We start from the raw sequence: 25900 nt of genomic DNA, 5'->3' as shown, positions 1-25900 counted from the left end.
GCCGAACGTGCTCCTGGTAGCAAGAAGCGTCACGGGGGAAGTGGCGGGGTGCCGTTCAGACGTAGAGCTGGCCGCGCGGTTGGGTGGGGTGGGCCAGGGTCTCGGCGTAGGCCGCGGCCAACCGCTCCACCGCGTCGGCCAGCACGTCCGGCGGCCGGGTGTAGGCCAGGCGCAGGTACCGCTCCAGGGTCCCGTCCGCGCCGAACAGCGGTCCGGCCGCGGGGTGCACGCCGTGCCGGATCGCGACCTCGGCCAGTGACGTGGCGACCGGGTACGGCAGGGCCGCCCACAGCACCAGGCCGCCACCGGGCGTACTGGGCCGCCAGTCCGGCAGGCGCTCGCGCAGCGCGACCAGGAGCGCGTCGCGGTTGCGGCGCAGCTGACGGCTGCGTTCGGCGCGGATCCGCAGCACGTCGGCGAGCAGGTGGGTGGCGGTGAGCTGGTCGTGCACCGAACCGGCAAGGTCGAAGCGCTGGCGGATCGCCATGATCCGGGTGACCATCGGCGGGGTGGCGCGCACCCATCCCACCCGCAGCCCGCCCCAGAACAGCTTGGCCACCGAACCCACGGTCAGTACCCGCCCGTCGGTGTCGTGCGCGGCCACCGGGGCGGGCAGGTCACCAGAGTCGATGGCTAGCTCGGCGCCGGACTCGTCGATGATGAGGTGGGTCCCGGCGCGCCGGGCCTCCCGGACCAGGATCCGGCGTTCGTCGTCGTCCATGAGCGCGCCGGTGGGGTTCTGGAAGTCCGGGATCATGTAGGCCGCGGAGGGTCTGCGCTGGCGGAAGGCGTCCACCAGGTACTCCATGTCCCAGCCCTGCGGGGTCACTCCGGTGGTGCGGATGCGGGCGCCGTTGCGGCGGGCCGCGTCCAGGCCGTGCGGGTAGGTGGGCGTCTCCATCAGAACCTCGTCGCCCTCCTGCACCAACAGGTCCATGGCCAGGGTGACGCCCTGCTGGGCGCCGCTGGTGACGAAGATCTGCTCCGGGGTGGTGGGCAGACCCCGCTCGACATAGCGTCGGGCGATGGCGTGGCGGAGTTCGGGCAGGCCGTAGGGGTAGTAGCCGATCCCGCCCACGTGCGCGGCCAGTTGCTCCGAGGCGTGGAAGGAGGCGTCGCGCAGCCCGTCGACGGCCGGGGGCGCGGCCACGCCGAGGTCGATCTGTTCGGCGGCGGGCACGAACGGGGCGGGCCCGCGGGTAGCGGAGTCGGGCAGGACCGTCCAGCTGCCCGCGCCCTGCCGACTGTCCAGGAAACTGTTGTCGCGCAGCCAGGCGTAGGCGGCGGTGACGGTGTTGCGGCTCACCCCCAGGGCGGTGGCCAGATCGCGTTCGGCCGGGAGCCGGGTGTGGGTGGGGACGCGGCCGTCCAGGACCAGCCCGCTGACGGCACGGGCGATCGCCAGGTAGTAGGGGCGTTCGACCGGGGCCTCACCGATCAGCCGGGCGAGCAGCCGACCGTTGATCCGCCGGGTTCCGCCGCCGGTTCCGGGACGGTCGGTGCGCTGTCTCACCATGGATCTTCACCTCGTCGGGGGGCAAATCAGGCCAGTTGGTGGGATTGGCTCTTCAATCCCGGCCCTGTTTGAGCCACGATACCGAGGTGGCCCCCTCGATGGTTGGTCATCCAATCACCCCACCTTTAACTTCACCGGCCTGGGAACCGGTACGCCCGAAAGCAGAGGTCGAACGTGTCCGAACAGCCCCGGAGCCTGGGCTTACGCCTGATCCGCCAGTTGCTGATCACCCCGGTACTACCGCGCCCCCGACTGCGTCGCCTCGCCCAGCTCTACCTCGGCCTGTACATGTTCGGTCTCAGCGGGGCCCTGCTCATCCGCTCCGACCTGGGCGCGATGCCCTGGGACGTGCTGCACCAGGGCCTGTCCCTGCAGACCGGACTGTCGATCGGCACGTGGAGCGTGATCGTCGGCGCCCTGCTGATGCTGCTGTGGATCCCGCTGCGCCAGAAGGCCGGGCTGGGCACGCTGAGCAACGTGGTCATGGTCGGCGTGTCCGTCGACGTGTCCCTGTGGCTGCTGCCCGCGACCGACTCCCTCCCCCTGCGCGTCCTCCTGCTGGTCTCGGGCGTACTGGTCTGCGGGATCGCGAGCGGCTGCTACATCGGGGTCGGGCTGGGCCCGGGGCCGCGGGACGGACTGATGACCGGACTGGCCGCGCGCGGCCTCTCGATCCGGCTGGCCCGCACCCTCATCGAGGTGACCGTGGCGCTGTCCGGCTTCCTCCTCGGCGGGACCGTGGGCGTGGGGACCGTGGTATTCATGGTGGCGATCGGACCGCTGGCACAGGTGTTCCTCCCGATGATGCGGATGCCCGAGGAAACGCCGGCAAACCCTACTCCGTCGGGCCGTTAGCACTTCGGTTCGCCGTCTCGTCATCGTCGGTTGATCACCGCGTCATAACTTCTCCCCGCAGAAAGCCACCCATTCCCTGACATACCTCGCGCACGTCCAGATGCACGTGCATTCGTGGGTAGCCAGGCCAGCTCAGAGCATGGAAGATAGGACCGCGGTAAACGGCACAGGGCCGGGTTCGGACACTTTCCATGACCGTCCTTTACGCCTGCCCTCACCTGGGCACATACCCGGATATGAGGCAGCGGCGGGCGGTCTGGGGGAGACAGGGTCCGAACGGCGCCCCGACCTGGAGGCGGGTCGGGCGACAGACCCCGACGGGGCGCGCACACGGGCGTGCGCGCGGCGGTTCGCGAAGAAGCGAAGCACCCCGTGGCAACGGGGCGACTCGCGCCATCGCAGAAACAATGACGACGTGTTGGGGGTGAGCCGCGTGCCCGGCTGGATTGAAGACTACGCAATGATCGGCGACATGCAGACCGCCGCGCTGGTCGGGCGGGACGGTTCCATCGACTGGGCGTGTCTTCCCGACTTCGACTCCTCTGCCTGTTTCGCCGCCCTCCTCGGCGACGACCAGAACGGCAGCTGGTGCCTGCGCCCCGCTGACGGCGAGCCGCGGGCCGACCGACGCCACTACCGGGGCGAGACCCTCATCCTCGAGCAGGAGTGGGACACCGAGACCGGCTCCGTTCGGGTCATCGACTTCATGCCCCCGCGCGGCGGGGCCCCGCACATCGTGCGGATCGTGGAGGGGCTGCGCGGGACCGTGCGGATGAGCACCTCCATGCGCATCCGCTTCGACTACGGCCACGTGGTGCCGTGGGTGCACCGGTCCGGGACCGAGCTGGTGGCCATCGCCGGACCCGACGCCATCTGGCTGAGCAGCCCCATCTTCCTCCAGGGCCACAACTTCACCCACGACGCCACCTTCGCCGTCACCGAGGGCCAGCGCGTGCCGTTCGTGATGACCTGGCACCCCTCCCAGGTGGAGGAGTCCGACCACCTGGACGCGGAGAAGGCCCTCTCCCGCACCGAACGCTTCTGGGAGAAGTGGGTGGACCAGTGCACCTACGACGGCCCCTACCGCGAAGCGGTGGTGCGCTCCCTCATCACCCTCAAGGGCCTCACCTACCGGCCCACCGGCGGGATCGTGGCCGCGCCGACCACCTCGCTGCCCGAGGAGATCGGCGGGGTCCGCAACTGGGACTACCGCTACTGCTGGCTGCGCGACGCCACCATCACCCTCGAAGCGCTGATCCGCTCCGGGTACACCGACGAGGCCCGGGACTGGCGCGAGTGGCTGGTGCGCTCCGTGGCCGGGGAACCCCAGCTGATGCAGATCATGTACGGCATCCGGGGCGAGCGCCGCCTCACCGAGTGGGAGGCCGAGTGGCTGCCCGGCTACGAGGACTCCAGCCCGGTCCGGATCGGCAACGCCGCGGTGGGCCAGTACCAGCTCGACGTGTACGGCGAGGTCATGGACGTGCTGCACCTGGCCCGGCGCTCGGGCATCCGGGGCGGCGACTACCTGTGGGGTCTCCAGCGCTCACTGGTCAACTACCTCGAGTGGTGCTGGGACGAGCCCGACGAAGGACTGTGGGAGGTGCGCGGCCCCCGACAGCACTTCGTCCACTCCAAGGTCATGGCGTGGGTGGCCGCCGACCGCGCGGTGCGCAGCATCGAGGAGTTCGGCAAGGAGGGCCCCATCGAACGGTGGAAGGCCCTGCGCGACACCATCCACGCCGAGGTGTGCGAGTACGGCTACGACCCCCAGCGCAACACCTTCACCCAGTACTACGGCAGCAAGGAGCTGGACGCGGCCCTGCTGCTCATTCCCGAGGTCGGCTTCCTCCCCTACGACGACCCGCGCGTGGTCGGCACCATCGAGGCGGTCCGCGAGGACCTCATGGTGGACGGCTTCGTCCTGCGTTACCGCACGGACCTGGAGAACTCCGCCGACCAGCTGCCCGGCGACGAGGGCGCCTTCCTGGCGTGCAGCTTCTGGATGGCCAACGCGCTGCTGTCCATCGGCCGCCAGGACGAGGCGAAGGAGCTGTTCGAGCGGCTGCTGGCCCTGCGCAACGACGTCGGGCTGCTCGCCGAGGAGTGGGATCCCGGGGCGGGCCGCCAGGTGGGCAACTTCCCGCAGGCCTTCAGTCACGTCCCGCTGGTGACCACGGCCCTCAACCTCGCCGACCGCCAGGGCGGCTGGCGCGCGGAGTAGCGCGAAGGACACGGAGCGGTCCGAAGGACTGAGAGGGACGCCCCCGTGGCGGTGCGCGGGGGCGTTCGCCGCCACCGTCGGATCAGGTTCGTATCCTGACCGTGGCCGAGGTGGCCGCCATCACGCGGGTCTCGAAGATGACCGCCTACCGCATGGCGCACTCAGGCGTTCTGCCCGCCATGCGGATCGGCCGTTGCCACCGGGTTCCCGAACAGGCCGTCCGTGACTACCTGCGTGAGGCCTTCGCCGAACTTCGGGCATCAAGGTGAGACCGTCGCCTCGATCGTCCGGAGCGGTACTGGTTGTCGCTGTCTGGCACTAGTGTTCTGGCCATGCCGAACAGGGACCTGAACGAGATCATGGACAGCGGCTGGGCGAAGGCGCTGGAGCCGGTCGCCCCGCAGATCGCCGCTATGGGTGACTTCCTCCGCCAGGAGGTCGCCGAGGGACGCACCTACCTGCCCGCCGGGGACAACGTGCTGCGCGCCTTCCAACAGCCCTTCGAGGACGTGCGCGTGCTTATCGTGGGCCAGGACCCCTACCCGACCCCCGGCAACGCGGTGGGCCTGAGCTTCTCGGTGGCTCCGGAGGTGCGGCTGCCCGCGAGCCTGCGCAACATCTACAAGGAGATGGGTGAGGACCTGGGCGTTCCTATGCCCTCCAACGGCGACCTCACTCCGTGGACGGAGCAGGGCGTGCTGCTGCTCAACAGGGTGTTGACGGTGGCCCCCGGCAACCCCGGCTCGCACCGGGGCAAGGGTTGGGAGGTCGTCACCGAACAGGCCATCCGCGCCCTGGCCGAGCGCGGCAAGCCGCTGGTGGCCATCCTCTGGGGGCGCGACGCCCGCAACCTGCGCCCGATGATGCCGGGCATCCCCTGCGTGGAGTCCGCCCACCCGAGCCCCCTCTCCGCCCGCAACGGCTTCTTCGGGTCCAAGCCCTTCAGCCGGACCAACCAGATGCTGACCGAACAGGGCGCCGAACCGGTGAACTGGCAGCTGCCGTAAGAGGACACAACCCCTAGAACCGCTCCTGCCCCGCGGACTCGGCGTCTCCCCTGATGCCGGGTCCGATCGCCTTCCCACCCCCCTGGCACCCCGAACGCGGAAGAGGCCCGAACCGATGGCGAAACGGCTCACCTACAGCGACGCCCTGAAGATCCTCGGCAAGAACGACTCTGAGGTCCTGGACCTCGCGGAGAAGGTCGCCGACGGCGGCCTGGGGTTGGTGGGGGTCCCCGACGTGTTCGGGGTCCGGGGCGCCCTGGTGAGCAGGGGCCGCAAGGCGCTGGAGGGCTTGGGCGGCAAGCTCCGGGGCCAGAGCAGGCTGTCCAGGACGGAGAAGATCGAGGCCGCGTACAAGGTCCTGGTGGTCACGACATTCTTCGAAGCGGTCGAAGAGTCGCTGCGTGTCCAGGAGGCGCCCTTCACCCTGGCGGACTTGGAGGTCACCACCGAGGAGCAGTTCGCGGTCCTCGGTGAACACCTGGACTCGGTCAGCTACATGTCGCCCACTTTCAGGGTGAACCAACCCGAGCCGACCGAGGCAGCAGCCGAGTTCCTCTTCTTCCGCCTGAACGACGCCTTCGTCGAGTTCACCTTGGGGCTGGAGGTGGCGGAGCGGCACGGGCTCACCCCTGAAAAGCACTCACTCCTGGGCAAGCTCTACGATTTCGTCCCTCCGCTCGCCCGCAGGGGTCTCGACGCCGCGCTTGTACGGCTCGGAGCGCAGGTCCCCGAGTTCGGCCTGTGGATGCACGTCCAGGAGCATTCGAGGACACGGCGAGAGATCGGAACCGGCCTGACCGGTCTGCACGAAAGGCTCTCGCAGTTCGCTTCGGGGCGCTCGGTCTCACGCCGCAGGCGGGAGCTCACCGCCGCCTACCAGTCGGTCCTGAACCGACCGATACTGCGCTCGAACGATGCCACCGCCGGGCTCGCCCCGCCGACACTGCGGGAGGCGTACGTTCCCCCGCGCGGCCGGGTCGCCTACGTGGACGGTTCCCACGACTCCCCCTCCCGCGCCGACTGGTGGGAGCCCAGACCGGTCCAGAACGACCTGCAACCTTTCACCGCCGCCCTGCTCACCCATCCCGTCGCCACCCGCAAACCAGTGGTGCTCCTCGGCCACCCCGGTGCGGGCAAGTCCAAGTTCACCGAGATGCTCGCGGCGAGACTGCCTCCTGAGGACTTCCTGCCGATCCGGGTGGAACTGCGGGCGGTCAGCCCGAACGCGCCGCTGCACGCCCAGATCGAGGAGGGTCTGGCAGCCGACCTGCACACCTGTGTGTCCTGGCGGGAACTGTCCGACGACACCGAAGGTGCACTGCCGGTGATCATCCTGGACGGCTTCGACGAACTGCTCCAGGCGACCGGAGTGGACCGCTCCGACTACCTGGAGCGGGTCCAGGAATTCCAGGAAAGACAAGAGGGCATGGGCGAACCGGTAGCGGTGATCGTCACCAGCCGGACCCTCGTAGCTGACCGGACACGGTTCCCCACCGGAACCACCGTCATCCGCTTGGAACCCTTCGATGACGGCCAGATCGAGCAGATGCTCCAGGTGTGGAACCGGGCCAACGCCGGTGCCTTCCGGGCCTCCGGACTGAGCCCGCTCACCCAGGAGGTGGTGCTACGCTACCGCGACCTGGCCGAGCAGCCCCTGTTGCTGATCATGTTGTTGGTCTACGACGCTCACGACAACGCGCTGCTCACGGCCTCGGGCACGCTCTCGCTCGGAGAACTGTACGAGCGGCTGTTGAAGATGTTCGCCCGACGTGAAGTGGAAAAACACCGGCCTTACCTGGGCGGGAGAGATCTGGAGCGAGCGGCCGAGGACGAACTGCGCCGCCTCGAGGTGGCCGCGATGGCGATGTTCGCCCGGGGCCGTCAGAGCGTGCGCGCCGAGGAGCTGGACAAGGACCTGGCCGTCCTGATGCCCGAAGCGGCCCAGGCTCCGGACGACGCCGACCTGCACGGCCAGATCGCCCCCGCCCATCAGGTGCTGGGCCGCTTCTTCTTCGTCCACCAGGCGCGCTCCAGGTCTACCGACGGGACCGACAGCGCCTTCGAGTTCCTGCACGCCACCTTCGGCGAGTACCTGGTGGCCCGCATGGTGGTCGCGGCCCTGGAGGAGCTGGCCGAGGACCGCGCCCGGGCCTCCCGCCGCCGGAGCAGGGCTCTGCAGCTGGACGACGGCGAGCTCTACGCACTGGCTTCCTTCGCCGCCTACGCGGGTCGGGACAAGGTGGTGGCCTTTGTGGAGGAGTTGCTGACCCGGCGTCTGAAGGAGGAGCCGGATCTGCGCGCGGAGTTCCGGGAGCTACTGCTGGAGCTCTTCCGGGAAGCGCCCTTCCCCGCGCCCAATCGTTCCTTCGCCGAGTACGAACCCGAAAGGCTGCCGGTTACCTCGCGCGAGGCCCGGTACACGGCGAACCTGGTCACTCTGCTGGTGCTGGTGAGCGAAGAACCCATCCCCCTGGAAAGCCTGTACCCCGAAGGCGGCGACCCGTGGCACTCCTGGCGGCGGACGGTGTCGTTGTGGCGGGCACTGCCCGCGTCCCAGTGGTTCGGGATCCTCGACTTGGCACGGATGCGCCACATCGGTTACTGGGAGGGTGAGCGGCCCTACAGTGCGCTGAGCCGCGAACGGCAGGAGCCCGTGAACCTCGGTGAGTGCGTCGGCTTCGAGCTCCGTGCGGACTCCCCCGGTGCCCCGGCAACCCTCAACCCCTACACAGTGGAGGTCTCCTACGGGACGGTGGCCTCCCGCCTGCTCCGGTCCACCGCGATGCGCGCCAACGGGACGGCCTCCCGGCTGGCCACGATCCTGACCCCGTACCTGCGCTACGTCTCAGAGGACCTGGGCACCTGGTACGCGGACGAGGACGGCAGCGCCTGGGTGGAGGCTCATGAGGTGCTCCGGCTCCGCCTGGAACCGGTCGGCGAGCTCGACGACGCGCGGGTGGCCGAACGCCTCCAGAGCTACAAGCGCCTGTTGGCCCCCACATCCCTGGGCCGGATCGAACTGCTCATCCTACGCCAGGCGGCGGAGGACCTGCGGCTGTGGCCCGCCCGGCTCGTCGGCAGGACTCTCCTGGAGAAGGAGGTGGTGGGTTTCCTCAACCGCTGCACGGACGTCATCAGTGCTCCGTATGCTTCCGTGCGCGCTCTGCTGGACCAGCTGCGCCCTCACCTCGAGCACGGGGACCAGTCCCTGCTCTTGCGCTGGGAAGAGCGAGGCCTCCTCAAGGCGGACGATCCGTCCGCCTCACTCACGCGGGTCGCCCCCTCGGTGCCCTTCCGCCCGGGCAAACCACCCAAGCCTCCCTCGGGTTCAGCCGGCCCCTGATCCGCGCGTGCAGGGGCTGCCCGCTTGCGCCCCGAACCCAGGCGGTTTCAGTTCCGCTCCGTTGGCGGCGCGCAACCAGCGGCCCAGCCCGAAGAAGCGGATCAGGCCGCCGCTGGAGCCGACCGCGCTCCGGGCGTGCGTCCTGTGCACGCCATGAGCGGCCCCGGCCCGCGCGAGCCGGTCGGGTCCGGGGTGAGCGGCATGCTCGGACCGCCGAGTCAGGAGCTCCATCTCGACCCGCTTCGCTGCGACGGCGGTGAGCGGCCAGCGGGAGGTGTGGGAGGCGTGGTCGGAGCCCGAGCCCAACCACATCGGCCTCGGACCGACGCCCTCCAGCACCGCGACACGCGGCCCGGTCCTCGCCGGGCCTGGCGCCCCGCCCGGAAGAGGGCCCGCCTACCCGGCCAGAGCCCTCTTGACCAGGGCGGGGACCACATCACCGATGGGGTCGTGCAGGACCGCGCTGGCGTAGTCGTCGTAGGGGGTGGGTTCGGCGTTGACGATCAGCAGGGAGGCGCGGGACATCATGGCGACGTCGCACAGGCCCGCGACCGGGTGGACCGTGAGGGACGTGCCGATGGCCACGAAGGCGTCGCACTCGCGGGCGGCCTGGGCGGCGCGTTCGATGACCTCGGGGTCCAGGCGCTGACCGAAGGAGATGGTGTCGGACTTCTGGATGCCCCCGCAGACCACGCAGCGGGGGTCGGACTCCTCGTCCAGGCGGGCGAGGACGGCGGCGCTCGGGGTCCGCAGGCCACAGGACATGCACATGACACGGAGCATGGTGCCGTGGACCTCGACGACCTCGTCCTCGGGGACCCCGGCGCGCTGGTGGAGGCCGTCGATGTTCTGGGTGATGAGCACGTGCAGGCGTCCGGAGGAGGCCAGGTCGGCCAGGGCGCGGTGGGCGGCGTTGGGTTCGGCCTCCCAGACCTGGTGGGCGCGGCGGGCCAGCCAGGTCTGGCGGCGCACGTCGACGTCGCCCATGTAGCTGTCGATGTCCGACATCGCCTGGGCGTTGGGGTTGGTGGTCCACAGTCCGTGGGGGCCACGGAAGTCCGGGATGCCGGAGTCCGTTGACACTCCGGCCCCGGTCAGAACGGTGATGCGTCGCGCGGACGCCAGCAGCTCGGCAGCCTGTTCGAACCCCTCCGGGTCGGCGAACGGCGCGGTGTCGTCGGTCATCGAGGCCATACCCCATTCTTACAGCGCCTTTGCACGACTTTCCCCGGCCTTGGTCCCAGGTGGCCCTTTCTGGAGCGTTGGGGGCCTTAACCTCGGGGAACGCATGGGGCGGGTGGCCGCAAGGCCCGGCCGATGCACACGAGAAGGGCAAAGGGTGCAAAAATACGACACAATCATGAAGCAGCCCTCCTACATCCTCGTGGTCAACGGGACCAAGGTCCAGCGCCCGGTGTTCGTGCTCGGCGCTCCCCATTCCGGGGTTCCGGTGATCGCCCGCGCCCTGTCCCGTGCCCCCGGCTTCCATCTGGGCGCGGGGTCCCAGGGCGTGCTCAACGCCGTCTACGCCGTGGCCAGGCGGCCCTCCTTGGCGTTGGAGAAGGTCTCGGGCACCGCGAGCCTTCTTCGTGAGGCCTACGCCGAGATATGGCACCTCACCCCTCTGACCTGCCCCAAGTGCTCCGCTCAGGGCCTGCGGGTGCCCGCCAGCGCTTCTGCTGAACCATGCGAGCACAGCGCCGACGCGCGCCGCTACGGTGACGCCAGCCCCGACCTGCTGTACTCGGCGAGCGCCCTGCACGCCGCGTTCCCCGACGCGCTGTTCGTCCAGATCATCCGGGACGGCCGTGACGTGGTCGCGGACATGATGGAGGACGAGCGGTCGCTGGCCTGGCTCAAGCCCAGTTTCATGAAGCTGGAGCACGAGTTCCCGAACCACTTCTTCGGCCTGGCGGAGGAGTCGGACCTGGACGACTTCACCGACGGCTCGGTGGCCACCAAGTGCGCGATGCGTTGGCGGGGCGCGGTGCGCATGTCCGCCCGGCTGCGCCAGGAGATCGGCCCGGAGCAGCTGCTGACTCTGCGTTACGAGGACGTGCACGGCCAGGAGGTCGAGACCGCCGAGCGGCTGCTGAAGTTCACCGGCGCCCGGGTTTCGGCCAGTGAGCTGCTGACGGACCGTTCCTGGGGTGTGGGTTCGTGGAAGGAGCGGCTGGGCCGCCAGGACCACGGTGACGTGCACGAGGTCGCCCGCAACGAACTTTCGCGGCTGGGCTACCTGTGACCGTCGCTATCCCGGGACCCCGTGCGCGGCCATCAGCGTCCGGGCGGCCTCGCGGGCGGTGTGAGCGGCGTCGGCCACCCCGCTGACGTTGCGGGCGACCACGGCTCCCTCGTGCAGCATGCTGAGCACGTCGGCCAGCGGCTCGGGTTCGGCGGCACCGGCCTCGCGGGCGAGGCCGGTGTAGAGCTCCCGCAGCCACAGTTTCTGTTCCCGGGCGACGGCCCGGCCGGGGTGTTCGGGGTCGGAGAGTTCCGCGTAGGCGTTGACCATCGCGCAGCCGCGCTCGTTCTCCTGGTCCATCCACTCCCCCAGGGCGTCGAAGGTGGCGAGGAGCCGGTCGCGGGCCGCGGCCCGCGGGTCCAGGCGGTCCCCGAGGAAGTCGCGCCAGCGGGTGTCCCGGGCGCGCAGGTAGGCGACGACGAGCCGCTGCTTGGAGCCGAAGCGGTCGTAGATGGTCTTCTTGGTGACCCCGGCCCGTTCGGCGACCAGTTCCATACCCACGGTGTTGATGCCCCGCGTGTAGAAGAGATCAGTGGCCACGTCCAGGACGCGGCGCGCGGCGGGGGTGAGCGGCTGTCCGGCTGTGGCTCTGCCCATACTGTGCTCCTTCTACCGGGCTCCTACTGCTGAGCTCCTGCGGTCGGCGACTACATTGTGAGTATACCGACCGGTGTGTTTACCTCACTCCCATGGACACTCTGACACCTTCTTCCCGAGCCCTCCACGCCCCCGAACGCTTCTCCCGGGTCCGGCGGGCGGTCCCGTTCCTGCTCGCGGCGGGCCTGGTGGTGATGTGGAGCTCGGGGTTCGTCGGCGCCGAGCTGGGCACCGGGTACGCCCCGGCGACCACCCTGCTGGCCTGGCGGTTCCTGATCGTGGGCGGCCTGCTGGTGGCCTGGTGCCTGTGTCGGGGCATGCGAATGGGCGGGCGCGACCTGGCGCTGCACGCGGGGATCGGGGCGCTGGCCCAGGCCGGGTACCTGTACGGGGTGGTGGCCGCGGCCGAGGCCGGGGTGGCGGCGGGCACGAGCGCCCTGGTGGCCGCCCTTCAGCCCGTGGTGGCCGCGGCGCTGGCCCTCCCCCTGCTGGGTGAACGGGTGCGCGGACGCCAGATCCTCGGACTGGCGGTGGGTTTGGCCGGGGTGGGCCTGGTGGTGGGCTCGGACCTGCTGCGTCCGGCGGCCGCCCCGTGGTGGGCGTACGCGCTGCCGTTCGGCGCGATGCTCTCGCTGGTGGCGGCCACCCTGGTGGAGCGCAGAGCCCGGCCGGGCGGGAGTCTGCTGGAGGCCCTCGCCGTCCAGTGCGGGGTGAGCGCGGTGCTGTTCACCGCCCTGGCCGGAGCGACCGGGACCCTCGCCCCGCCCGCCGATCCCGGGTTCTGGGGCGCGGTGGCGTGGGTGGTCGTGCTGTCCACCCTGGGCGGGTACGGGCTTTACTGGGCCAACCTCGCGCGCACCAGCGTGGCCCGCGTGTCGGCACTGCTCTACCTGACCCCGCCGACCACACTCGTGTGGACCTGGCTGATGTTCGGGGCCCCGGTGAGCGCGGGTGCCCTGGCCGGGATGGGTGTGTGCGTGCTCGCGGTGTGGCTGGTGCGCTCCCCCGCTCGGTGAGGGCTCGGCCCCGGCTTCAGGCCCGGGTCTGCTCGGGGACCTCCCCGGGCTCCCCGGTACCGGAGGCGTCGGCGAAGGCCTCGTCGACCTCCTCCACCAGCTCGCGGGGAGCGCCCTCCTCGAGCTCCGCGCTGTCGCGCACGTCCGGGACCACCGCCGCGCACTCCAATTCCACCAGGGCGGCGGGCTCCAGCAGTTCGGTGACCCCCACGACCGACATCGGCGGATAGTAGCGACCCATGTGACGGCGGTAGACCGAGCCGAGGGTCTTGAGGTTGACCCGGTAGACGCTGACCGACGTGGTGTAGACGCGCATGCTCACCACGTGCACGGGTTCGGCCCCGGCCGCTCGCAGCGCCTCGACCATGTTGGCCAGGGCCTGGTCGAACTGCTGCACCACCGAGTCCCCGGTCAGAACGCCGTCGGAGCGGCGCGCGTTCTGCCCGCCCACGTACACGGCGCGGCCAGGGGTGACCACGAGGGCGTGCGAGTAGCCCACCGGGTCGGAGAGGGTGAGCGGGTTGATGATCTCGTGCGGTGTCCGGTCCATCGGCAGCCCTTCCGTGTCACTCCGCGCGCGCCCGGGCGCTCCCCCGTGAACGCGGTGCCGGGCATGCGGCTACGATGAGCGCATGATCTCTTTCGTGTTGTCCGTCCTGGCCCTGACCGCTGTGGTCGGGCTCTTCATCGCGATGTTCGTCGCCGGTGGCGTCTACGTCGCCCGGGTGCGCCGCAACGGCATCGACGCCACTCTGGCGGGCGCCCGTAGGATCCGCGAACTGCGCTAGTCCCCCGCGGCCCCGGTCCGCCTGTCGGGCCGGGCGGTTCAGTCGCCGTCGAAGCTGTCCGGGTTCGGGCCGAACCGGTGGTCCTCGTTGAGCGCGCTGATCCGGTCGACCTCATCCTCCGAGAGTTTGAAGTCGAAGACCTCGAAGTTGGATCGGATGCGCTCGGGCGTCACCGACTTGGGGATGACCACGTTGCCCAGCTGGATGTGCCAGCGCAGCAGGATCTGCGCTGGGGTGCGTTCGTGTTCCCGGGCCAGCTCGATGATCAGCGGGTGACCGAGCAGTGCGCCTTGGCCCAGAGGGCTCCACGCCTCGGTGGCGATGTTGTGCTCGGAGCCGAAGGTGCGCAGCTCCTCCTGCGTGAGCAGCGGGTGCAGCTCGATCTGGTTGATCATGGGAGCGATCCCACCCTCCTCCATGACCCGCTCCAGGTGCGGGCGCTGGAAGTTGCACACGCCGATGGCGCGCGCCCGGCCCTCCGCGTAGAGGCGTTCCAACGCCTTCCAGGTGGGGACGTAGAGGTCGCGCTGGGGCAGCGGCCAGTGGATGAGGTAGAGGTCCACCATGTCCAGGCCCAGGCGTTCCAGGCTGGCGTCGAAGGCCCGCAGGGCGGCGTCATAACCCTGGTCGGAGTTGGCGAGCTTGGTGGTGACGAAGACTTCCTCACGCTGGAGCCCCGACCGGCGCAGTCCCTCCCCCACCCCTTCCTCGTTGCCGTAGGCGGCGGCGGTGTCGATACTGCGGTATCCCGCCGCCAGGGCGTGCTGGACCGCCTCCACCACGGCGTCGTCGGGCACCTGCCACACACCGAGACCCAGCTGCGGAATCCGCAGCCCGTTGTTCAGCGTGATGCCGGGAACCGTCATCATCCTCATCCCCCGTATTCCCCGTCCGGCCTGACCGGCTGCGCGGCCCGGCCGGTGTGAGCGGCGCGCCCGGCCCGCCGTCGCTCGGTGTTGGGTTCGTGCTCTCCCGGGCCTTTGTGCGCATACTGCCATGTCATCGGGGGTCGGGGCCTGAGGCTGCGCCGCAGTTGTGCGCGCTTTTTACCCGGATGGCCGGTCCCGGACAGGGGGTGGACAGGGAACGCACGGACACGGGGGCGACGGGCGGCCGCGCGCGCAGGCGGCGCGGGACCGGACGATAGGCTGCCCGGCGCCGGAGAGCGGAGGAGCGCATGGGGCACGAGGAGCGGGTTCAGGTCAGCTCCGAGCTGGAGCGGGACCGAACGGGGCTGGTGGACCGGATCGTCGCCGAGGTCTACGCCGAGGTGCCCGCCTACCGGGCGCTGCACGGCTCCCAACTGGCGGAGGTCCGGGCGATCACCGGTTGGCTGGTCACCCGGTCAATGGAGCTGTGGGTGCGCGACACCGCGCGTCTGCCGCCCGGGGACGTGGAACGGCTGCGCGGGATCGGGCGGGCCCGAGCGGCGGACGGACGATCGATCGGCGCCGTGGTCCGGGCGCACCGGGTCGGTTCGGCCGCGGCGGTGCGGATCCTGCGCGAACAGGCGGGGGACCGGCTCGACGCCGCCGACGTGTTCGCTCTGAGCGAACTGTGGCTGGCCTCCATCGACCAGATCTCCGAGAGTCTGACGACCGGTCACGCCGAGGCCGCCGAACAGCTGGACGCGGACCGCGAACGCGCCCGGCGCGCGCTGCTCGACGACCTGCTCATCGGCCGCCAGGCCTCCCAGGGCGCCATCCGGGACCGGGCGCGAACCCTGGGCACCACCCCGCCCGACCCGGCCGTGCTGGTGGTCGCCGAACCGGCGCGCGACCCGGCCGAGCGGGGCCGGACCCTGGCGGAGGGCGTCACGGTCTCGGTCGGGATGGAGCTGCTGGCCGAGGCGGCGACCGCCAGCTCGGACCCGATGGTGACCACGCGCTCGGGGCGGGTGGTGGTGCTCACCGGGGCGGATGACGCCGAGCGCGTCACCGGTGCCGTGGTGGAACGGGGCTGGCACGGCTGTGTCCTGGAACCGCGCGGGCTGACCGACCTGTCCGCCGCCTACCGGCTGGCCGACGGGGCCCTGGAGGCCGCTCCCCCGCACGCCCTCGGGCCCGACGGCCTGCTGCGGGAGGCCGACGCCTGTGTGATAGCTCTGCTCAACGGGGGCGCGGTCGCCCCGGCGACCGTGCGCCGAGCGGTGCTCGGGCCGTTGTTGGCGCGCGACAACCGGCACCTGCTGGAGACCCTGCGCGTCTACTTCCGCGAGGGCGTGGCGACCACGGCGGCGGACTCGCTGCACGTCCACGCCCAGACCCTGCGCTACCGGCTGCGCCGGGTCCGCGAGCTCACCGGCCACGACCCGCACCGCCCCTGGCCCCGGTTCGTCCTGGAGACCGCCTGCGCTATTGCGCCCTGAGCAAGCACAGCGCCACCGCGCCCTGAGCAAGCACAGCGCCACCGTGCCCTAACTGTACTGACCTGAGAGGTTAGGAACACGAGAAGCGGGAGGGCCGCCAACGGCGGTGTGGAACCGGTGGTGATTGTACTCGTGCAACCACCCACCGAACGCCTCCCGCTTCTCGGTCTCTGATCGATAGGGGCGGGCGTAGGCCCATTCGTCGACCAGGGTGCGGTTGAACCGCTCGACCTTGCCGTTGGTCTGAGGCCGGTAAGGGCGGGTGCGTTTGTGCTTGATCCCGGCCTTGACCAGGGCGTCGCGCCACAGGTGGGACTTGTAGCAGGACCCGTTATCGGTCAGTACCCGCTCCACGGTGATCCCGACCGAGGCGAAGTAGGAGTTGGCTCGTTCCCAGAACCCGACAGCGGTCTCCTTTTTCTCGTCGGCCAGGATCTCGGTGTAGGCCAGCCGCGAGTGATCGTCCACGGCGTTGTGGAGGAAGGCATAGCCAACGTTGGCGCGGTTCTTGCGGCCTTGGGGCCGCCCCAGCGTCTTGTGGCCGCCGCCGTCGGGGATGTTGCCGAGCTTCTTGATGTCCACGTGCACGAGTTCACCGGGCCGCTCGCGTTCGTAGCGGCGCACGGTGCGGCCGGTGGCGCGGTCCAGGTGGGACAGGCGGGCGCACTTGTAGCGGGTCAGGACGCGGTGCACGGTCGAGGCGCACATGCCCAGGTGCCCGGCGATGCGGGCTGGTCCCCAGCGTTTGAGGCAGCGCAGTTTGATGACGCGGCGCTCACGGTGGGTGGGGGTACGCCGGGGTGAGTGGTGCGGGCGGCTGGAGGCATCGACCATGCCCGCCTCGCCATGGGCGCGGTAGCGGTCGGCCCAGCGTTTGGTGGTGCTCACGCTGGCCTGGAAGCGTTCCGCGGCCCTACGCAGTGTCCAGCCGTCTTCGACCACGCAGCGGGCCAACTCCAGGCGTCCGGCGGGTGTGAGACGGGCGTTGGCATGGGTAGTGTGGGCCACGGAGGGCCTCCTGACCTACTTCAGGTGTTGATCTAGACAATCCACACCTATGTCGGAGGCCCTCTCTTGCTGTCAAATCACTGCCGGGCCGTACTCAACCTCTGTGGTCAGTACACCTAACGGGTCCAGGCGGGTAGGAAGGGTTCGGACCACCCCCCTTCGGAGAGGCCGAACATGACCGACACCGCGCCCGCCCTGTACGGACCCGAGTTCGAGGCGGACCCGCACCCCGCCTACAGATGGCTCCGCGAACACGACCCCGTCCACCGGGTGGACCTGCCCGGCGGGGCCTGGGCCTGGCTGGTGACCCGTTACGGCGACGCCCGGGAGGTCCTGGCCGACCCGAACATGCTCAAGGACCCGTCCCGGGGCGAGGAGACCTGGTACAAGGCGGGGTTGGGGCTGCCCTTCGACCACCGGCCCACCCTGGTCCGGAGCATGGTGAACGTGGACGCGCCCGACCACAGCCGGTTGCGCAAGGTGGTTTCGGGCGCCTTCACGCCCCGGCGGGTCCGGACGCTCCAGGCCAGCGCGGAGCGGATCACCGACGAGCTCCTGGCGGCGGTGGAGCGGGCCGAGGCCCCGGACCTGGTACGCGATCTGGCCTATCCGCTGCCCATCGCGATCATCTGCGACATCCTCGGGGTGCCCGAGGCGGACCGGCCCGAGTTCCACCGGCAGGCGGCGGTGATCGATTCCGCCTCCCTGGACGAGTTCGAGGCGATCGGCGCGGCCACGGACTGGTTCGACTCCTACCTGGGCGGCCTGGTGGACGCACGGCTGGCGGAGCCCTCGGACGACCTCCTGGGTGACCTGGTGGAGTCCCACCGCTCGGGCGGGCTGTCCCGGGACGAGGTGACCTCGACGGCCTTCCTGCTGTTGGTGGCCGGGCACGAGACGACGGTCGCGCTGATCGGCAACATGCTGCTGACCCTGCTGCGCCACCCCGAGCAGATGGCGCGGATCCGCGCGGACCACGGCCTCCTCGGTCCGGCCATCGAGGAGTCACTGCGGCTGGAGAGCCCCCTGCAGAACGCGACCTGGCGGTTCCCCGCGGAGCCGACCACCGTGGGCGGGGTGCGTCTGGAGGCGGGCGAGCCGGTGCTGGTGTCGCTGCTGGCCGCCGGACGCGACCCGGAGCAGTACCCGGACCCGGACGTCTTCGATCCCGCCCGCAAGGCCTCGCACCTGTCCTTCGGCCACGGAGCGCACTTCTGTGTGGGTGCCCAGCTGGCCCGGGTGGAGGCGCGGGTGGCGATCGCCGCGGTCCTGGACCGGCTGCCGGGGCTGCGCCTGGCGACGGACGAAGCCGAGCTGCGGTGGTGGCCGAGCATGATCATGCACGGGCTGTTCGCTCTGCCGGTCGACTTCGACAGGTAGGAGCGGTCAGGAGAACGGCAGGCCTGCTGAATCCTTGCCCCGGCATGGCGTGCGTTTTCACTTCCGGCAACGGTCGGTGGCCAAGACTGGCGGGCGGGGCGATTTCGCCTCGCGCAGTACACCGACCCGGAGGGGGAACCAGCAGTGACCACCGCCGACCAGCGTTCGAGCCAGACACCCAGACCCCGCAGCAGCCAGCCCTGGCTCCACCAGCGGGGTGAGGAGATCCAGCAGTTCGGGACCGTCCGCCAGATCCCCGTGGGCCTGTCCTACGACGCGCGGATGTACTCGTGTCAGCGGCTCAACCAGGTGTTGTGCGATCTCCGGATCCTGCACGACATGTACAAGAAGCACCACTGGCTGATGCGCGGGCACACCTTCTACCAACTGCACCTGCTCATGGACAAGCACGCCGAGGAGCAGACGGCGCTCATCGACACCGTCGCCGAGCGCATCCAGACCCTGGGCGGTGTGGCGGTCGGCGACCCCAGGCACGTCGCGGAGATCACCAACATCCCGCGGCCGCCGAACGGGGTCGAGGAGGTCCCGGCGATGCTCTCCCGCCTGCTGGAGGCGCACGAGACCATCCTGGAGGACGCCCACGACGCCGCCGCGCGCGTGCAGGAGATGGGCGACGACGGCAGTAACGACGTGCTCGTCTCGGACGTGATCCGCACCAACGAACTCCAGGCCTGGTTCGTGGCCGAACACCTGGTGGACACACCGCTCGTGCGCAGCTGAGCAGCGAAGCGGGTGAGGGCCGGGCCACCCGCCCGGCCCTTCGTCGTGCCCGGAAGCGTCCGGATGCCTCCAGATGCGTCCGGACTCGTGTCCGGATTCGTGACCGCCACGGTTACCGGTCAGTCACGAAAACCCACTTTCCCCTTCTCCTGAGGCTTCGGCGGGCGGAACGGGGTAGGTAGAGCGGCGTTGAGCCGCGGCCCGCCGTTGATCCCGGGCGGGCCGCCGGTGCCCGTACTCCCGTCCCCCTCGGAGGTACCGACGTGACCGCTACCATCGCCCTGCCCCATGTCATTCGCGTGGGTGCGGGGGCCTCGGCCGAACTGGCCGGGACCCTGGACTCCCTCGGCCTGTCCCGACCACTGGTGGTGACCGACCCCTTCATCGCCGGACGGCCCTTCTTCCAGGAACTCCTGCACCGGCTGGAGAAGGCCGGGCTCTCCCCCGGGGTGTTCGCCGAGACCGTCCCCGATCCCACGACCACGGTGGTGGAGGCGGGGCTGCGGGCCCTGCGTGAAGGCGGTTTCGACTCGCTGGTCGCGGTGGGCGGCGGCAGCCCGATCGACACCGCCAAGGCCGTGGCACTGCTGGGCGCGCACGGCGGCCGGATGCGTGATTACAAGGCGCCCGTGGTCACGGACTCCCCCGCCCTGCCGGTGGTGGCGGTGCCGACCACCGCGGGCAGCGGCTCGGAATGCACCCGGTACAGCATCATCACCGACGTCGAGACCGGGGAGAAGATGCTCTGCGCCGGGTTGGCCCTGCTGCCCCGGGCCGCGCTGGTGGACTTCGAGCTCACCCTGGGCATGCCGCGGCGGTTGACCGCGGACACCGGGGTGGACGCCCTCACCCACGCCATCGAGGCCTACGTGAGCGCCAAAGCCAACCCGGTCGCCGACGGGCTGGCCCGCGAGGCGATGCGCACGATCTTCACGCACCTGCGCGCCGTGTACGCCGACCCCGGGGACCGTGCGGCGCGCGAGGCCCTCATGGTGGGCGCGACCCAGGCCGGGATGGCCTTCTCCAATTCCAGTGTCGCCCTGGTACACGGGATGAGCAGACCGGTCGGCGCACATTTCAAAGTCACGCACGGGCTGTCCAACGCCATGCTGCTGCCGACCATCACGGAGTTCTCGGTGCCCTCGGCTCCCGAGCGCTACGCCGAGTGCGCCCGGGCGATGGGGCTGGCCGCCTCCGGCAGTACGGACGGGGAAGCCACCGGGGCGCTGGTGTGGGAGCTGCGCCTGCTCAACCAGGAGCTGGAGGTGCCCACTCCGCGCGAGTACGGGATCGGAGCGGAGCGCTGGTGGGAGCTGGCCCCGCTGATGGCGGAGCAGGCCCTGGCCTCGGGTTCGCCCGCCAACAACCCACGGGTACCCACGGCCGAGGAGATCGTGGAGCTCTACCACGCCGTGTACGGCTGAGGCCCCCGCACACGCCACCTCGACGAACTGCCGCTGCGGTTCCTGCTCGGCGGCCTGGTCGTGCCGACCGGAGTCGCCTACCTGGTGGGCCTGGTGGCCTGAGGAACGGCGGAGGCCGCGCGTCCCCGGGAACACGCGGCCTCTGACACCCGTCCTGGTCGGAACTACTTGGTGATGCCCCAGCGGCGGCGCAGGGAGCGGTCCGCCCAGTTGAAGAAGACGTCGATCATGATGCCGATGACCAGCACGATGATGATGTAGCTGAGCAGGCGCTCGGCGTCGTTGAGCTGGCGCGCCTGGCTCAGCGCCCAACCGATCGAGTTCTGCTGGTTGATGATCACCAGCAGCTCGCCGGCCATCAGGGAACGCCAGGCGAACGCCCAGCCCTGCTTGAGGCCGGTGACGAACATCGGCAGCGCCGCCGGGATGATCAGCAGCGTGTAGCGCTGGACACCGCGCAGGCCCATGACCTGGCCGGCGCGCAGCAGTGACGGCGACACGTAGTCGATGCCCGAGGTCAGGCCGCCCGCGATGGAGGGGGCGGCGCCCAGGATGATCACGAACATGATCGCCGACTCGCTGATGCCGTACAGCAGCATCGCGAACGGGAACCACACGATCGAGGGCATGGTCTGCAGGCCGGTGATCAGCGAACCGATCGCCGCGCGCAGCGGCTTGAACTGCGACACCGCCAGACCGACCACGACACCCACGGCCAGGGCCAGCGCGAAACCGATGAAGGCCCGGCGCATGGTGACCTGGACAGCCGTCCAGAACTCGGGGGTGGTGATCTCGTTGAACAGGGTGGGCAGCACCCGGTCCGGTCCCGGGAACACGAACTCCGTGCGCCAGCCGGACCACACCACGGCCTGCCAGGCGAACAGGACGATGGCCACGGCGACCAGTTTGGGCCAGGTGGCGGCCCAGATACCGCGGGCCACCTCGCCCGCGCTGCGCTCGTCGACGCCCCGCTTGGGTTGGAGTTCGAGGGCGTCGAGCCCCTGGACCTGGCGGTCCCGCACGTCGGACTCAGGCATGACGGGAGACCTCCTCACGCAGTCGGTCGGTGATGGCGGCGGCCTGTTCGGCGATCTGGCCGGAGTCGATCCGGCGGGGGCGCTCGCCCTGCACGGTGAACTCCTTGATGACCCGCCCCGGACGGCTGGACAGCAGAACGACCCGGTCGCCCAAACGCACCGCCTCACGCACGTTGTGGGTGACGAAGACGACGGTCAGCGACTTCTCCCGCCAGATCCGCTCCAGCTCGTCGTGCAGGATGTCGCGGGTCATGGCGTCCAGGGCACCGAAGGGCTCGTCCATGAGCAGGACGTCGGCGTCCTGGGCCAGGGCGCGGGCCAGGGCCACCCGCTGGCGCATGCCACCGGAGAGCTCGTGCGGGCGCTTGCGTTCGAAGCCGGTCAGGCGCACCAGGTCCAGGAGTTCGAGCACGCGCTGCCTGCGCTCGGCCTTGGGCACCTTGTTGACCTTCATGGGCACCTCGATGTTGGCGCCCACGGTCAGCCACGGGAAGAGCGAGGCCTCCTGGAACATCATGGCCACGCGGTGGTCGCCGACGTCCACGGCCCCGGTGGTGGGCTGCTCCAGTCCGGCGATGAGGGAGAGCAGGGTGCTCTTGCCGCACCCGGAGGCGCCGACGATGGCCAGGAACTCACCAGTGCCGACGCTGATCGACATGCCGTCGATGGCGGTCACGGCGCCCCGACCCCGACCGAACACCTTGGAGATGTCATCGATCTCCACGGCCTTCGTGTCGGTGAGGGGCTTGCTCTCGGTGATGGTGGTCATGTGGCTCCTACCCTTCCAACCCGGCGACCGGCTCGTGTCCGGCCTGGGCCAGGACGTCGTTGAGCGGGTCGAGGGCGTAGATTCCATCGAGGTCGACCGGGTCCAGCAACCCGATGGCCTCGGCTTGCTCGGCCTTGATGAGCAGTGACTCCGCCACCGGGTCCACGGTGAACAGCACGTTGTCGAAGGCGGCGGCGGTGAGCTCCGGGTCGAGCCCGCCTCCGGTGATCTCCTCCAGGTGGACCCGGGACGCCTCAGCGGCCTCTTCCGGGTTGTCGTTCATCCAACCGACGGTCTCGACATGGCCGCGGAGCAGGTTCTCGACCACCTCTGGTTCACGTTCCAGGAAGTCGGCGTTGACGATGAGGAGCGTGGTGACGTACTGGCCGCCGGTGCGCTCCCACACCTCCCGCTCGTCGACGAGCAGGTGGGCGTCGTCCTCGGCCAGGAGGCGGCTGAGGTGGGGCTCGGGGAGCCAGGCTCCGTCGATCTCACCGGCTCTGAAGGCGTTGACGATCTCCGGATTCTCCTGCGGGACGATCGACAGGTCCCCTCCGCCGGCGGTGTCGACCTCCCATCCCCGGTCCAGGGCGAACCAGCGCAGCACCACGTCCTGGGTTCCGCCCAGCATCGGCGTGGAGAGCGTCTTTCCGGGAAGGTCGTCGACGGTTCTGATGTCGTCTCGGGCCACGAGGCCCGCGCCCTGGGTCGCCGCCCCGGCGATGACGTGCAGGGCTTCCCCCCTCGACTGCGCCCAACCGTTGATGGCGGGGTTGGGGCCGACGAAGGCCGCGTCGATCTCGCCGGAGAAAACGGCGTTGATGGCGTCGGGGCCCGCGTTGAAGGTCTGGGTGGCCAGCTCGACCTCGCCCAGGGCCTCGTCTAGGGTCCCGTTCTCCACACCCACCAGCGCCGGCGCGTGGGTGATGTTCGGGAAATAGCCCAGGGTCAGGACGGAAGAGTCGTCGGCTCCCGCACCCACGCATCCGGTGGCGGCCAGCCCGAGCGCCATAGCGGCCGCAGCGGCTCGCAGCGGGGTGGCGGAAACACGCATTCAGGGGTCCTTTTCTGGGTCTCTGCGGAGGGACGAGCAAAACTCTACTTAAGAAGTAGGTTTTGTGGAAGCACCGCCCCGGGGTTTCCGGGGCGGTGACCTGCCCGCATCCCCGCGCCCACCACCCGGGGTGAGTCTCAACCCGCGGGAAACCGCAGTTCAGAACGGGATTCCACCCCTGGAGTCGAGGCCGAACGATCACCCTGCGCAGCCACGAATCGGATTCTCCACCTGCGGGAACCCGCCGATGGTGATCCAGATAACACCTGGTGGCGAGTGGTGGGATGCCCCGGGGCTAGAGCCCGGCGACCTCGTCGCGACCCTCCTCGCCGAGCAGCTTGTTGAGAAGGTCGAGGGCGTAGATGCCCTCCAGGTCCACCGGATCGAGCAGCCCGACCGCCTCGGCGTGCTCCGCGCCACCCTGGAGCGAGGGCGCGATCGGGTCGAAGGTGAAGACCGCGTTGCCGAAGGCCGAAGCGACCACTTCGGGGCTCGGGCCGCTGCCGGAGACCGACTCCAGGTGGGAGATGGAGATCTCCTGCGCCTTCTCGGAGTTCTCGTTGATCCAGTCGACGGTCTCGATGTGACCGCGCAGCAGGTCCTCCACCACGTCGGGGTGGTTCTCCAGGAAGTCGGCGTTGACGATGAGGTGCGTGGTGACGAACTCGCCGCCGGTCCGCGGCCACAGGTCGGGCTCGTCGACGAGCAGCTCACCGTCGAGCTCCACCAGCAGACGGCTCAGGTGGGGCTCGGGGACCCACGCGCCGTCGATCTCGCCGAGCTCGAAGGCGTTGATGATGTCGGAGTTCTCCTGCGGGATGATCGACAGGTCGCCGCCGCCCTCGGTGTTGACCTCCCAGCCCTGCTCCCGGGCGAACCAGCGCAGCGCCACGTCCTGGGTGTTGCCCAGCTGCGGTGTGGACAGGGTGGCTCCGGGCAGGTCCTCGATGCCCTCGATCTCGGGCTTGACCACCAGGCCGGCGCCGCGGGAGGTGGATCCGGCGATGATGCGCAGGGCGCTGCCACCGGACTGCGACCAACCGTTGATGGCCGGGCTGGGGCCGATGAAGGTCGCGTCGACCTCACCCGCGAACAGGGCGTTGATGGCGTCGGGACCCGCGTTGAAGGTCTGGGTGGCCAGCTCGACCTCGCCCAGGGCCTCGTCGAAGGTGCCGTTCTCCACGCCGACCAGCGCGGGTGCGTGAGTGATGTTCGGGAAGTAGCCGAGAGTCAGGGTGTCGACGCTGGAGCCGCCTCCACCCCCGTCGCCACCGGACCCTCCGCAGGCGGTCGCGACCAACCCGATCGCCAGTACCGCGGCGGCGGTCGAAAGCACAGGCGCACGCATGCTCATGGGGGTCCTTTTCGTGTGACCAGAGGGCCGGACAGAGTAAATCCTACTTAACAAGTAGGATTTGTGGAAGTCGGTTCGCGCAGGCTTGACGTGACTCAGCACACACAGCAGGCGCGGCCACGAAGAGCCCTGAACGCACGAAAGGGCGGCGGAGCCGGGGGAGGCTCCACCGCCCCGCAGGGGGTGGGAGGGGCGTCTCAGCGCCCGCGGACGGCTATTCCGAGATCTCACCGTCGGCGTCAACCGCCAGGACGACGCCGTCCCAGGTCTGCTGGATGTACTCCAGGACCCGCTCGTCGTGGAGCAGCTCGGCCAGCAGCTGGACGCGCTCGTCGTCGGCGCCCTCGTCCAGGGCGACCAGGCCGTTGGCGTACTTGTGGACGTAGTCCTCGCCCTCGGGCTCCCAGGCCAGGACGTTGGCGTCCTCGGTGACCTGGGCCTCGATGGCGTAGTTGCCGTTGATGACCGCGGCGTCGACGTCGGAGAGCGAACGCGGGAGCTGCGCCGCCTCCAGCGGGGTGACGGTCAGGTCGTTCGGGTTGTCGACGATGTCGCCCTCGGTGGCGGTCTCACCGGCGTCGGGGTCCACGGTGATCAGACCCTCGGCCTCCAGGATGGACAGCGCCCGGTTGAGGTTGGCCGGGTCGTTGGGGACCGCGATCTTGGCACCCGTGGGAAGGTCGCCGGCGCTCTCGTAGGTCTCGGAGTACAGCCCCAGCCGCTCGATGTGCACGTCGGTGACATAGGTCAGTTCCGCGTCGGGACCGTTCTCGACCCACTCGTTCAGGAACGAGCGGTGCTGGAAGTAGTTGGCGTCCAGGTCGCCGTCGACGAGCGCGGCGTTGGGCGTGTTGTAGTCGGCGATCTCCTGGATCTCCAACTCCAGCCCGGCTTCTTCGGCGAGGTTCTCCTCGATGAAGGCGAGGATGTCGCCGTGCGGCACCGGGCTGACACCGACCCGGAGCGGACCTTCGCCCTCCCCCGCGTCGGCGGACCCGGAGGCCTGCTCGCTGGGGGCACCGCAGGCGGCGAGGGCCAGGGTCAGGGCGGCCGCGCCGATGAGGGTCGAGGTCGTGCGCATGGTGCGCCCCTTCGTGATCTTGGGATGGAGGATCGCGGGGGGCGAGCGACGCCGACGCGGACGCCGGAGCCGGGGCCCGGACCTCCTGGTGGG

24 protein-coding genes are annotated in these 25900 nt (G+C 70.1%); 12 read left to right on the top strand and 12 right to left on the bottom strand.

The features are described 5' to 3' along the window. Positions 1-55 precede the first annotated feature (55 nt). Entirely contained in the window at positions 56-1516 is a 1461-nt protein-coding gene (gene yczR / locus HNR07_RS03330) for a MocR-like transcription factor YczR (RefSeq protein ID WP_184361777.1), read from the bottom strand. 174 nt (positions 1517-1690) lie between these two features. Between yczR and yczE the strand changes: the two genes are divergently transcribed. The 5 genes from yczE (at position 1691) to HNR07_RS03305 (ending at position 8945) form a co-directional block, all read left to right on the top strand. Further along, positions 1691-2371: a membrane protein YczE gene (gene yczE / locus HNR07_RS03325; RefSeq protein WP_184361776.1), complete on the top strand. Its 681-nt coding sequence runs from the start codon at positions 1691-1693 to the stop codon at positions 2369-2371. 418 nt (positions 2372-2789) lie between these two features. After that, on the top strand, positions 2790-4595 hold the full coding sequence (locus HNR07_RS03320) for a glycoside hydrolase family 15 protein (RefSeq protein ID WP_246420693.1): 1806 nt from the start codon (positions 2790-2792) through the stop codon (positions 4593-4595). A 101-nt stretch (positions 4596-4696) separates the two neighbouring features. Further along, on the top strand, positions 4697-4864 hold the full coding sequence (locus tag HNR07_RS03315) for a helix-turn-helix domain-containing protein (protein ID WP_184361775.1): 168 nt from the start codon (positions 4697-4699) through the stop codon (positions 4862-4864). Between the two features lie 63 nt (positions 4865-4927). Beyond that, positions 4928-5602, top strand: a complete 675-nt coding sequence (locus tag HNR07_RS03310; RefSeq protein WP_184361774.1) for a uracil-DNA glycosylase — start codon at positions 4928-4930, stop codon at positions 5600-5602. A gap of 115 nt (positions 5603-5717) precedes the next feature. Continuing rightward, positions 5718-8945: an NACHT domain-containing protein gene (locus HNR07_RS03305; RefSeq protein WP_184361773.1), complete on the top strand. Its 3228-nt coding sequence runs from the start codon at positions 5718-5720 to the stop codon at positions 8943-8945. Here HNR07_RS03305 and HNR07_RS03300 read toward each other — a convergent pair. Both HNR07_RS03300 and HNR07_RS03295 read right to left on the bottom strand, forming a co-directional pair. Next, positions 8931-9284 (bottom strand): hypothetical protein, encoded by a 354-nt coding sequence (locus tag HNR07_RS03300; RefSeq protein ID WP_184361772.1) that lies wholly within the window; start codon positions 9282-9284, stop codon positions 8931-8933. The genes HNR07_RS03305 and HNR07_RS03300 overlap by 15 nt on opposite strands. Positions 9285-9341: 57 nt before the next feature. Beyond that, the gene (locus tag HNR07_RS03295; RefSeq protein ID WP_184361771.1) at positions 9342-10139 is read right to left on the bottom strand and encodes an SIR2 family NAD-dependent protein deacylase; all 798 of its coding nucleotides are present in this window, start codon (positions 10137-10139) and stop codon (positions 9342-9344) included. Between the two features lie 166 nt (positions 10140-10305). Between HNR07_RS03295 and HNR07_RS03290 the strand changes: the two genes are divergently transcribed. Further along, positions 10306-11190: a sulfotransferase family protein gene (locus tag HNR07_RS03290; RefSeq protein WP_184361770.1), complete on the top strand. Its 885-nt coding sequence runs from the start codon at positions 10306-10308 to the stop codon at positions 11188-11190. 6 nt (positions 11191-11196) lie between these two features. Here HNR07_RS03290 and HNR07_RS03285 read toward each other — a convergent pair whose 3' ends face one another. Further along, a complete protein-coding gene (locus HNR07_RS03285) occupies positions 11197-11787 on the bottom strand; it encodes a TetR/AcrR family transcriptional regulator (RefSeq protein WP_184361767.1) in 591 nt (196 codons plus the stop codon). Positions 11788-11879: 92 nt separating this feature from the next. On the opposite strand from HNR07_RS03285, the gene HNR07_RS03280 reads away from it, so the two are divergent. Continuing rightward, on the top strand, positions 11880-12803 hold the full coding sequence (locus HNR07_RS03280; protein WP_184361764.1) for a DMT family transporter: 924 nt from the start codon (positions 11880-11882) through the stop codon (positions 12801-12803). 16 nt (positions 12804-12819) lie between these two features. On the opposite strand, the gene HNR07_RS03275 is transcribed toward HNR07_RS03280, so the two are convergent. Continuing rightward, the gene (locus HNR07_RS03275) at positions 12820-13353 is read right to left on the bottom strand and encodes a RidA family protein (RefSeq protein ID WP_184361761.1); all 534 of its coding nucleotides are present in this window, start codon (positions 13351-13353) and stop codon (positions 12820-12822) included. An 82-nt stretch (positions 13354-13435) separates the two neighbouring features. Here HNR07_RS03275 and HNR07_RS03270 point away from each other — a divergent pair, with 82 nt between their 5' ends. Beyond that, on the top strand, positions 13436-13591 hold the full coding sequence (locus tag HNR07_RS03270) for a hypothetical protein (protein ID WP_184361758.1): 156 nt from the start codon (positions 13436-13438) through the stop codon (positions 13589-13591). A 38-nt stretch (positions 13592-13629) separates the two neighbouring features. Here HNR07_RS03270 and HNR07_RS03265 read toward each other — a convergent pair whose 3' ends face one another. After that, complete coding sequence (locus HNR07_RS03265) at positions 13630-14460, bottom strand: aldo/keto reductase (RefSeq protein WP_184371368.1); 831 nt, start codon at positions 14458-14460, stop codon at positions 13630-13632. 308 nt (positions 14461-14768) lie between these two features. Here HNR07_RS03265 and HNR07_RS03260 point away from each other — a divergent pair, with 308 nt between their 5' ends. Beyond that, the gene (locus HNR07_RS03260; RefSeq protein WP_184361755.1) at positions 14769-15959 is read left to right on the top strand and encodes a PucR family transcriptional regulator; all 1191 of its coding nucleotides are present in this window, start codon (positions 14769-14771) and stop codon (positions 15957-15959) included. Positions 15960-16007: 48 nt separating this feature from the next. Here HNR07_RS03260 and HNR07_RS03255 read toward each other — a convergent pair whose 3' ends face one another. After that, complete coding sequence (locus tag HNR07_RS03255) at positions 16008-16967, bottom strand: IS481 family transposase (protein WP_184361752.1); 960 nt, start codon at positions 16965-16967, stop codon at positions 16008-16010. 174 nt (positions 16968-17141) lie between these two features. Here HNR07_RS03255 and HNR07_RS03250 point away from each other — a divergent pair, with 174 nt between their 5' ends. The 3 genes from HNR07_RS03250 (at position 17142) to HNR07_RS03240 (ending at position 20512) form a co-directional block, all read left to right on the top strand. Then, the gene (locus HNR07_RS03250) at positions 17142-18347 is read left to right on the top strand and encodes a cytochrome P450 family protein (RefSeq protein ID WP_184361749.1); all 1206 of its coding nucleotides are present in this window, start codon (positions 17142-17144) and stop codon (positions 18345-18347) included. Positions 18348-18491: 144 nt separating this feature from the next. After that, positions 18492-19088 carry a Dps family protein gene (locus HNR07_RS03245; RefSeq protein WP_184361746.1) on the top strand — a complete coding sequence of 199 codons (597 nt, stop codon included), beginning with the start codon at positions 18492-18494 and terminating at the stop codon, positions 19086-19088. Between the two features lie 263 nt (positions 19089-19351). Continuing rightward, positions 19352-20512, top strand: a complete 1161-nt coding sequence (locus HNR07_RS03240) for an iron-containing alcohol dehydrogenase (RefSeq protein ID WP_184361743.1) — start codon at positions 19352-19354, stop codon at positions 20510-20512. A gap of 164 nt (positions 20513-20676) precedes the next feature. On the opposite strand, the gene HNR07_RS03235 is transcribed toward HNR07_RS03240, so the two are convergent. The 5 genes from HNR07_RS03235 to HNR07_RS03215 form a co-directional block, all read right to left on the bottom strand. Then, positions 20677-21549 (bottom strand): ABC transporter permease, encoded by an 873-nt coding sequence (locus HNR07_RS03235; protein WP_184361740.1) that lies wholly within the window; start codon positions 21547-21549, stop codon positions 20677-20679. Then, positions 21542-22318, bottom strand: coding sequence for an ABC transporter ATP-binding protein (locus tag HNR07_RS03230; protein WP_184361737.1), 777 nt, complete (start codon positions 22316-22318; stop codon positions 21542-21544). Before HNR07_RS03230 ends, HNR07_RS03235 begins: the two co-directional genes overlap by 8 nt. 7 nt (positions 22319-22325) lie before the next feature. Next, entirely contained in the window at positions 22326-23372 is a 1047-nt protein-coding gene (locus HNR07_RS03225; RefSeq protein ID WP_184361735.1) for an ABC transporter substrate-binding protein, read from the bottom strand. 295 nt (positions 23373-23667) lie between these two features. Then, entirely contained in the window at positions 23668-24726 is a 1059-nt protein-coding gene (locus HNR07_RS03220; RefSeq protein ID WP_184361732.1) for an ABC transporter substrate-binding protein, read from the bottom strand. A gap of 214 nt (positions 24727-24940) precedes the next feature. Continuing rightward, the gene (locus tag HNR07_RS03215) at positions 24941-25807 is read right to left on the bottom strand and encodes a MetQ/NlpA family ABC transporter substrate-binding protein (protein ID WP_184361729.1); all 867 of its coding nucleotides are present in this window, start codon (positions 25805-25807) and stop codon (positions 24941-24943) included. Between the last annotated feature and the right edge of the window lie 93 nt (positions 25808-25900).

It is taken from the genome of Nocardiopsis metallicus (assembly GCF_014201115.1).
GTDB lineage: Bacteria > Actinomycetota > Actinomycetes > Streptosporangiales > Streptosporangiaceae > Nocardiopsis > Nocardiopsis metallicus.
This window is presented reverse-complemented; position numbering and strand designations above follow the sequence as displayed.

Coding starts and splice junctions, on each gene's coding strand:
- HNR07_RS03310 (WP_184361774.1), top strand. CDS start 4,928: ATGCCGAACAGGGACCTGAACGAGATCATGGACAGCGGCTGGGCGAAG.
- HNR07_RS03290 (WP_184361770.1), top strand. CDS start 10,306: ATGAAGCAGCCCTCCTACATCCTCGTGGTCAACGGGACCAAGGTCCAG.
- HNR07_RS03285 (WP_184361767.1), bottom strand. CDS start 11,787: ATGGGCAGAGCCACAGCCGGACAGCCGCTCACCCCCGCCGCGCGCCGC.
- HNR07_RS03280 (WP_184361764.1), top strand. CDS start 11,880: ATGGACACTCTGACACCTTCTTCCCGAGCCCTCCACGCCCCCGAACGC.
- HNR07_RS03295 (WP_184361771.1), bottom strand. CDS start 10,139: ATGGCCTCGATGACCGACGACACCGCGCCGTTCGCCGACCCGGAGGGG.
- HNR07_RS03235 (WP_184361740.1), bottom strand. CDS start 21,549: ATGCCTGAGTCCGACGTGCGGGACCGCCAGGTCCAGGGGCTCGACGCC.
- HNR07_RS03250 (WP_184361749.1), top strand. CDS start 17,142: ATGACCGACACCGCGCCCGCCCTGTACGGACCCGAGTTCGAGGCGGAC.
- HNR07_RS03305 (WP_184361773.1), top strand. CDS start 5,718: ATGGCGAAACGGCTCACCTACAGCGACGCCCTGAAGATCCTCGGCAAG.
- HNR07_RS03225 (WP_184361735.1), bottom strand. CDS start 23,372: ATGCGTGTTTCCGCCACCCCGCTGCGAGCCGCTGCGGCCGCTATGGCG.
- HNR07_RS03270 (WP_184361758.1), top strand. CDS start 13,436: ATGATCTCTTTCGTGTTGTCCGTCCTGGCCCTGACCGCTGTGGTCGGG.
- HNR07_RS03215 (WP_184361729.1), bottom strand. CDS start 25,807: ATGCGCACGACCTCGACCCTCATCGGCGCGGCCGCCCTGACCCTGGCC.
- yczR (WP_184361777.1), bottom strand. CDS start 1,516: ATGGTGAGACAGCGCACCGACCGTCCCGGAACCGGCGGCGGAACCCGG.
- HNR07_RS03230 (WP_184361737.1), bottom strand. CDS start 22,318: ATGACCACCATCACCGAGAGCAAGCCCCTCACCGACACGAAGGCCGTG.
- HNR07_RS03265 (WP_184371368.1), bottom strand. CDS start 14,460: ATGATGACGGTTCCCGGCATCACGCTGAACAACGGGCTGCGGATTCCG.
- HNR07_RS03275 (WP_184361761.1), bottom strand. CDS start 13,353: ATGGACCGGACACCGCACGAGATCATCAACCCGCTCACCCTCTCCGAC.
- HNR07_RS03260 (WP_184361755.1), top strand. CDS start 14,769: ATGGGGCACGAGGAGCGGGTTCAGGTCAGCTCCGAGCTGGAGCGGGAC.
- HNR07_RS03220 (WP_184361732.1), bottom strand. CDS start 24,726: ATGAGCATGCGTGCGCCTGTGCTTTCGACCGCCGCCGCGGTACTGGCG.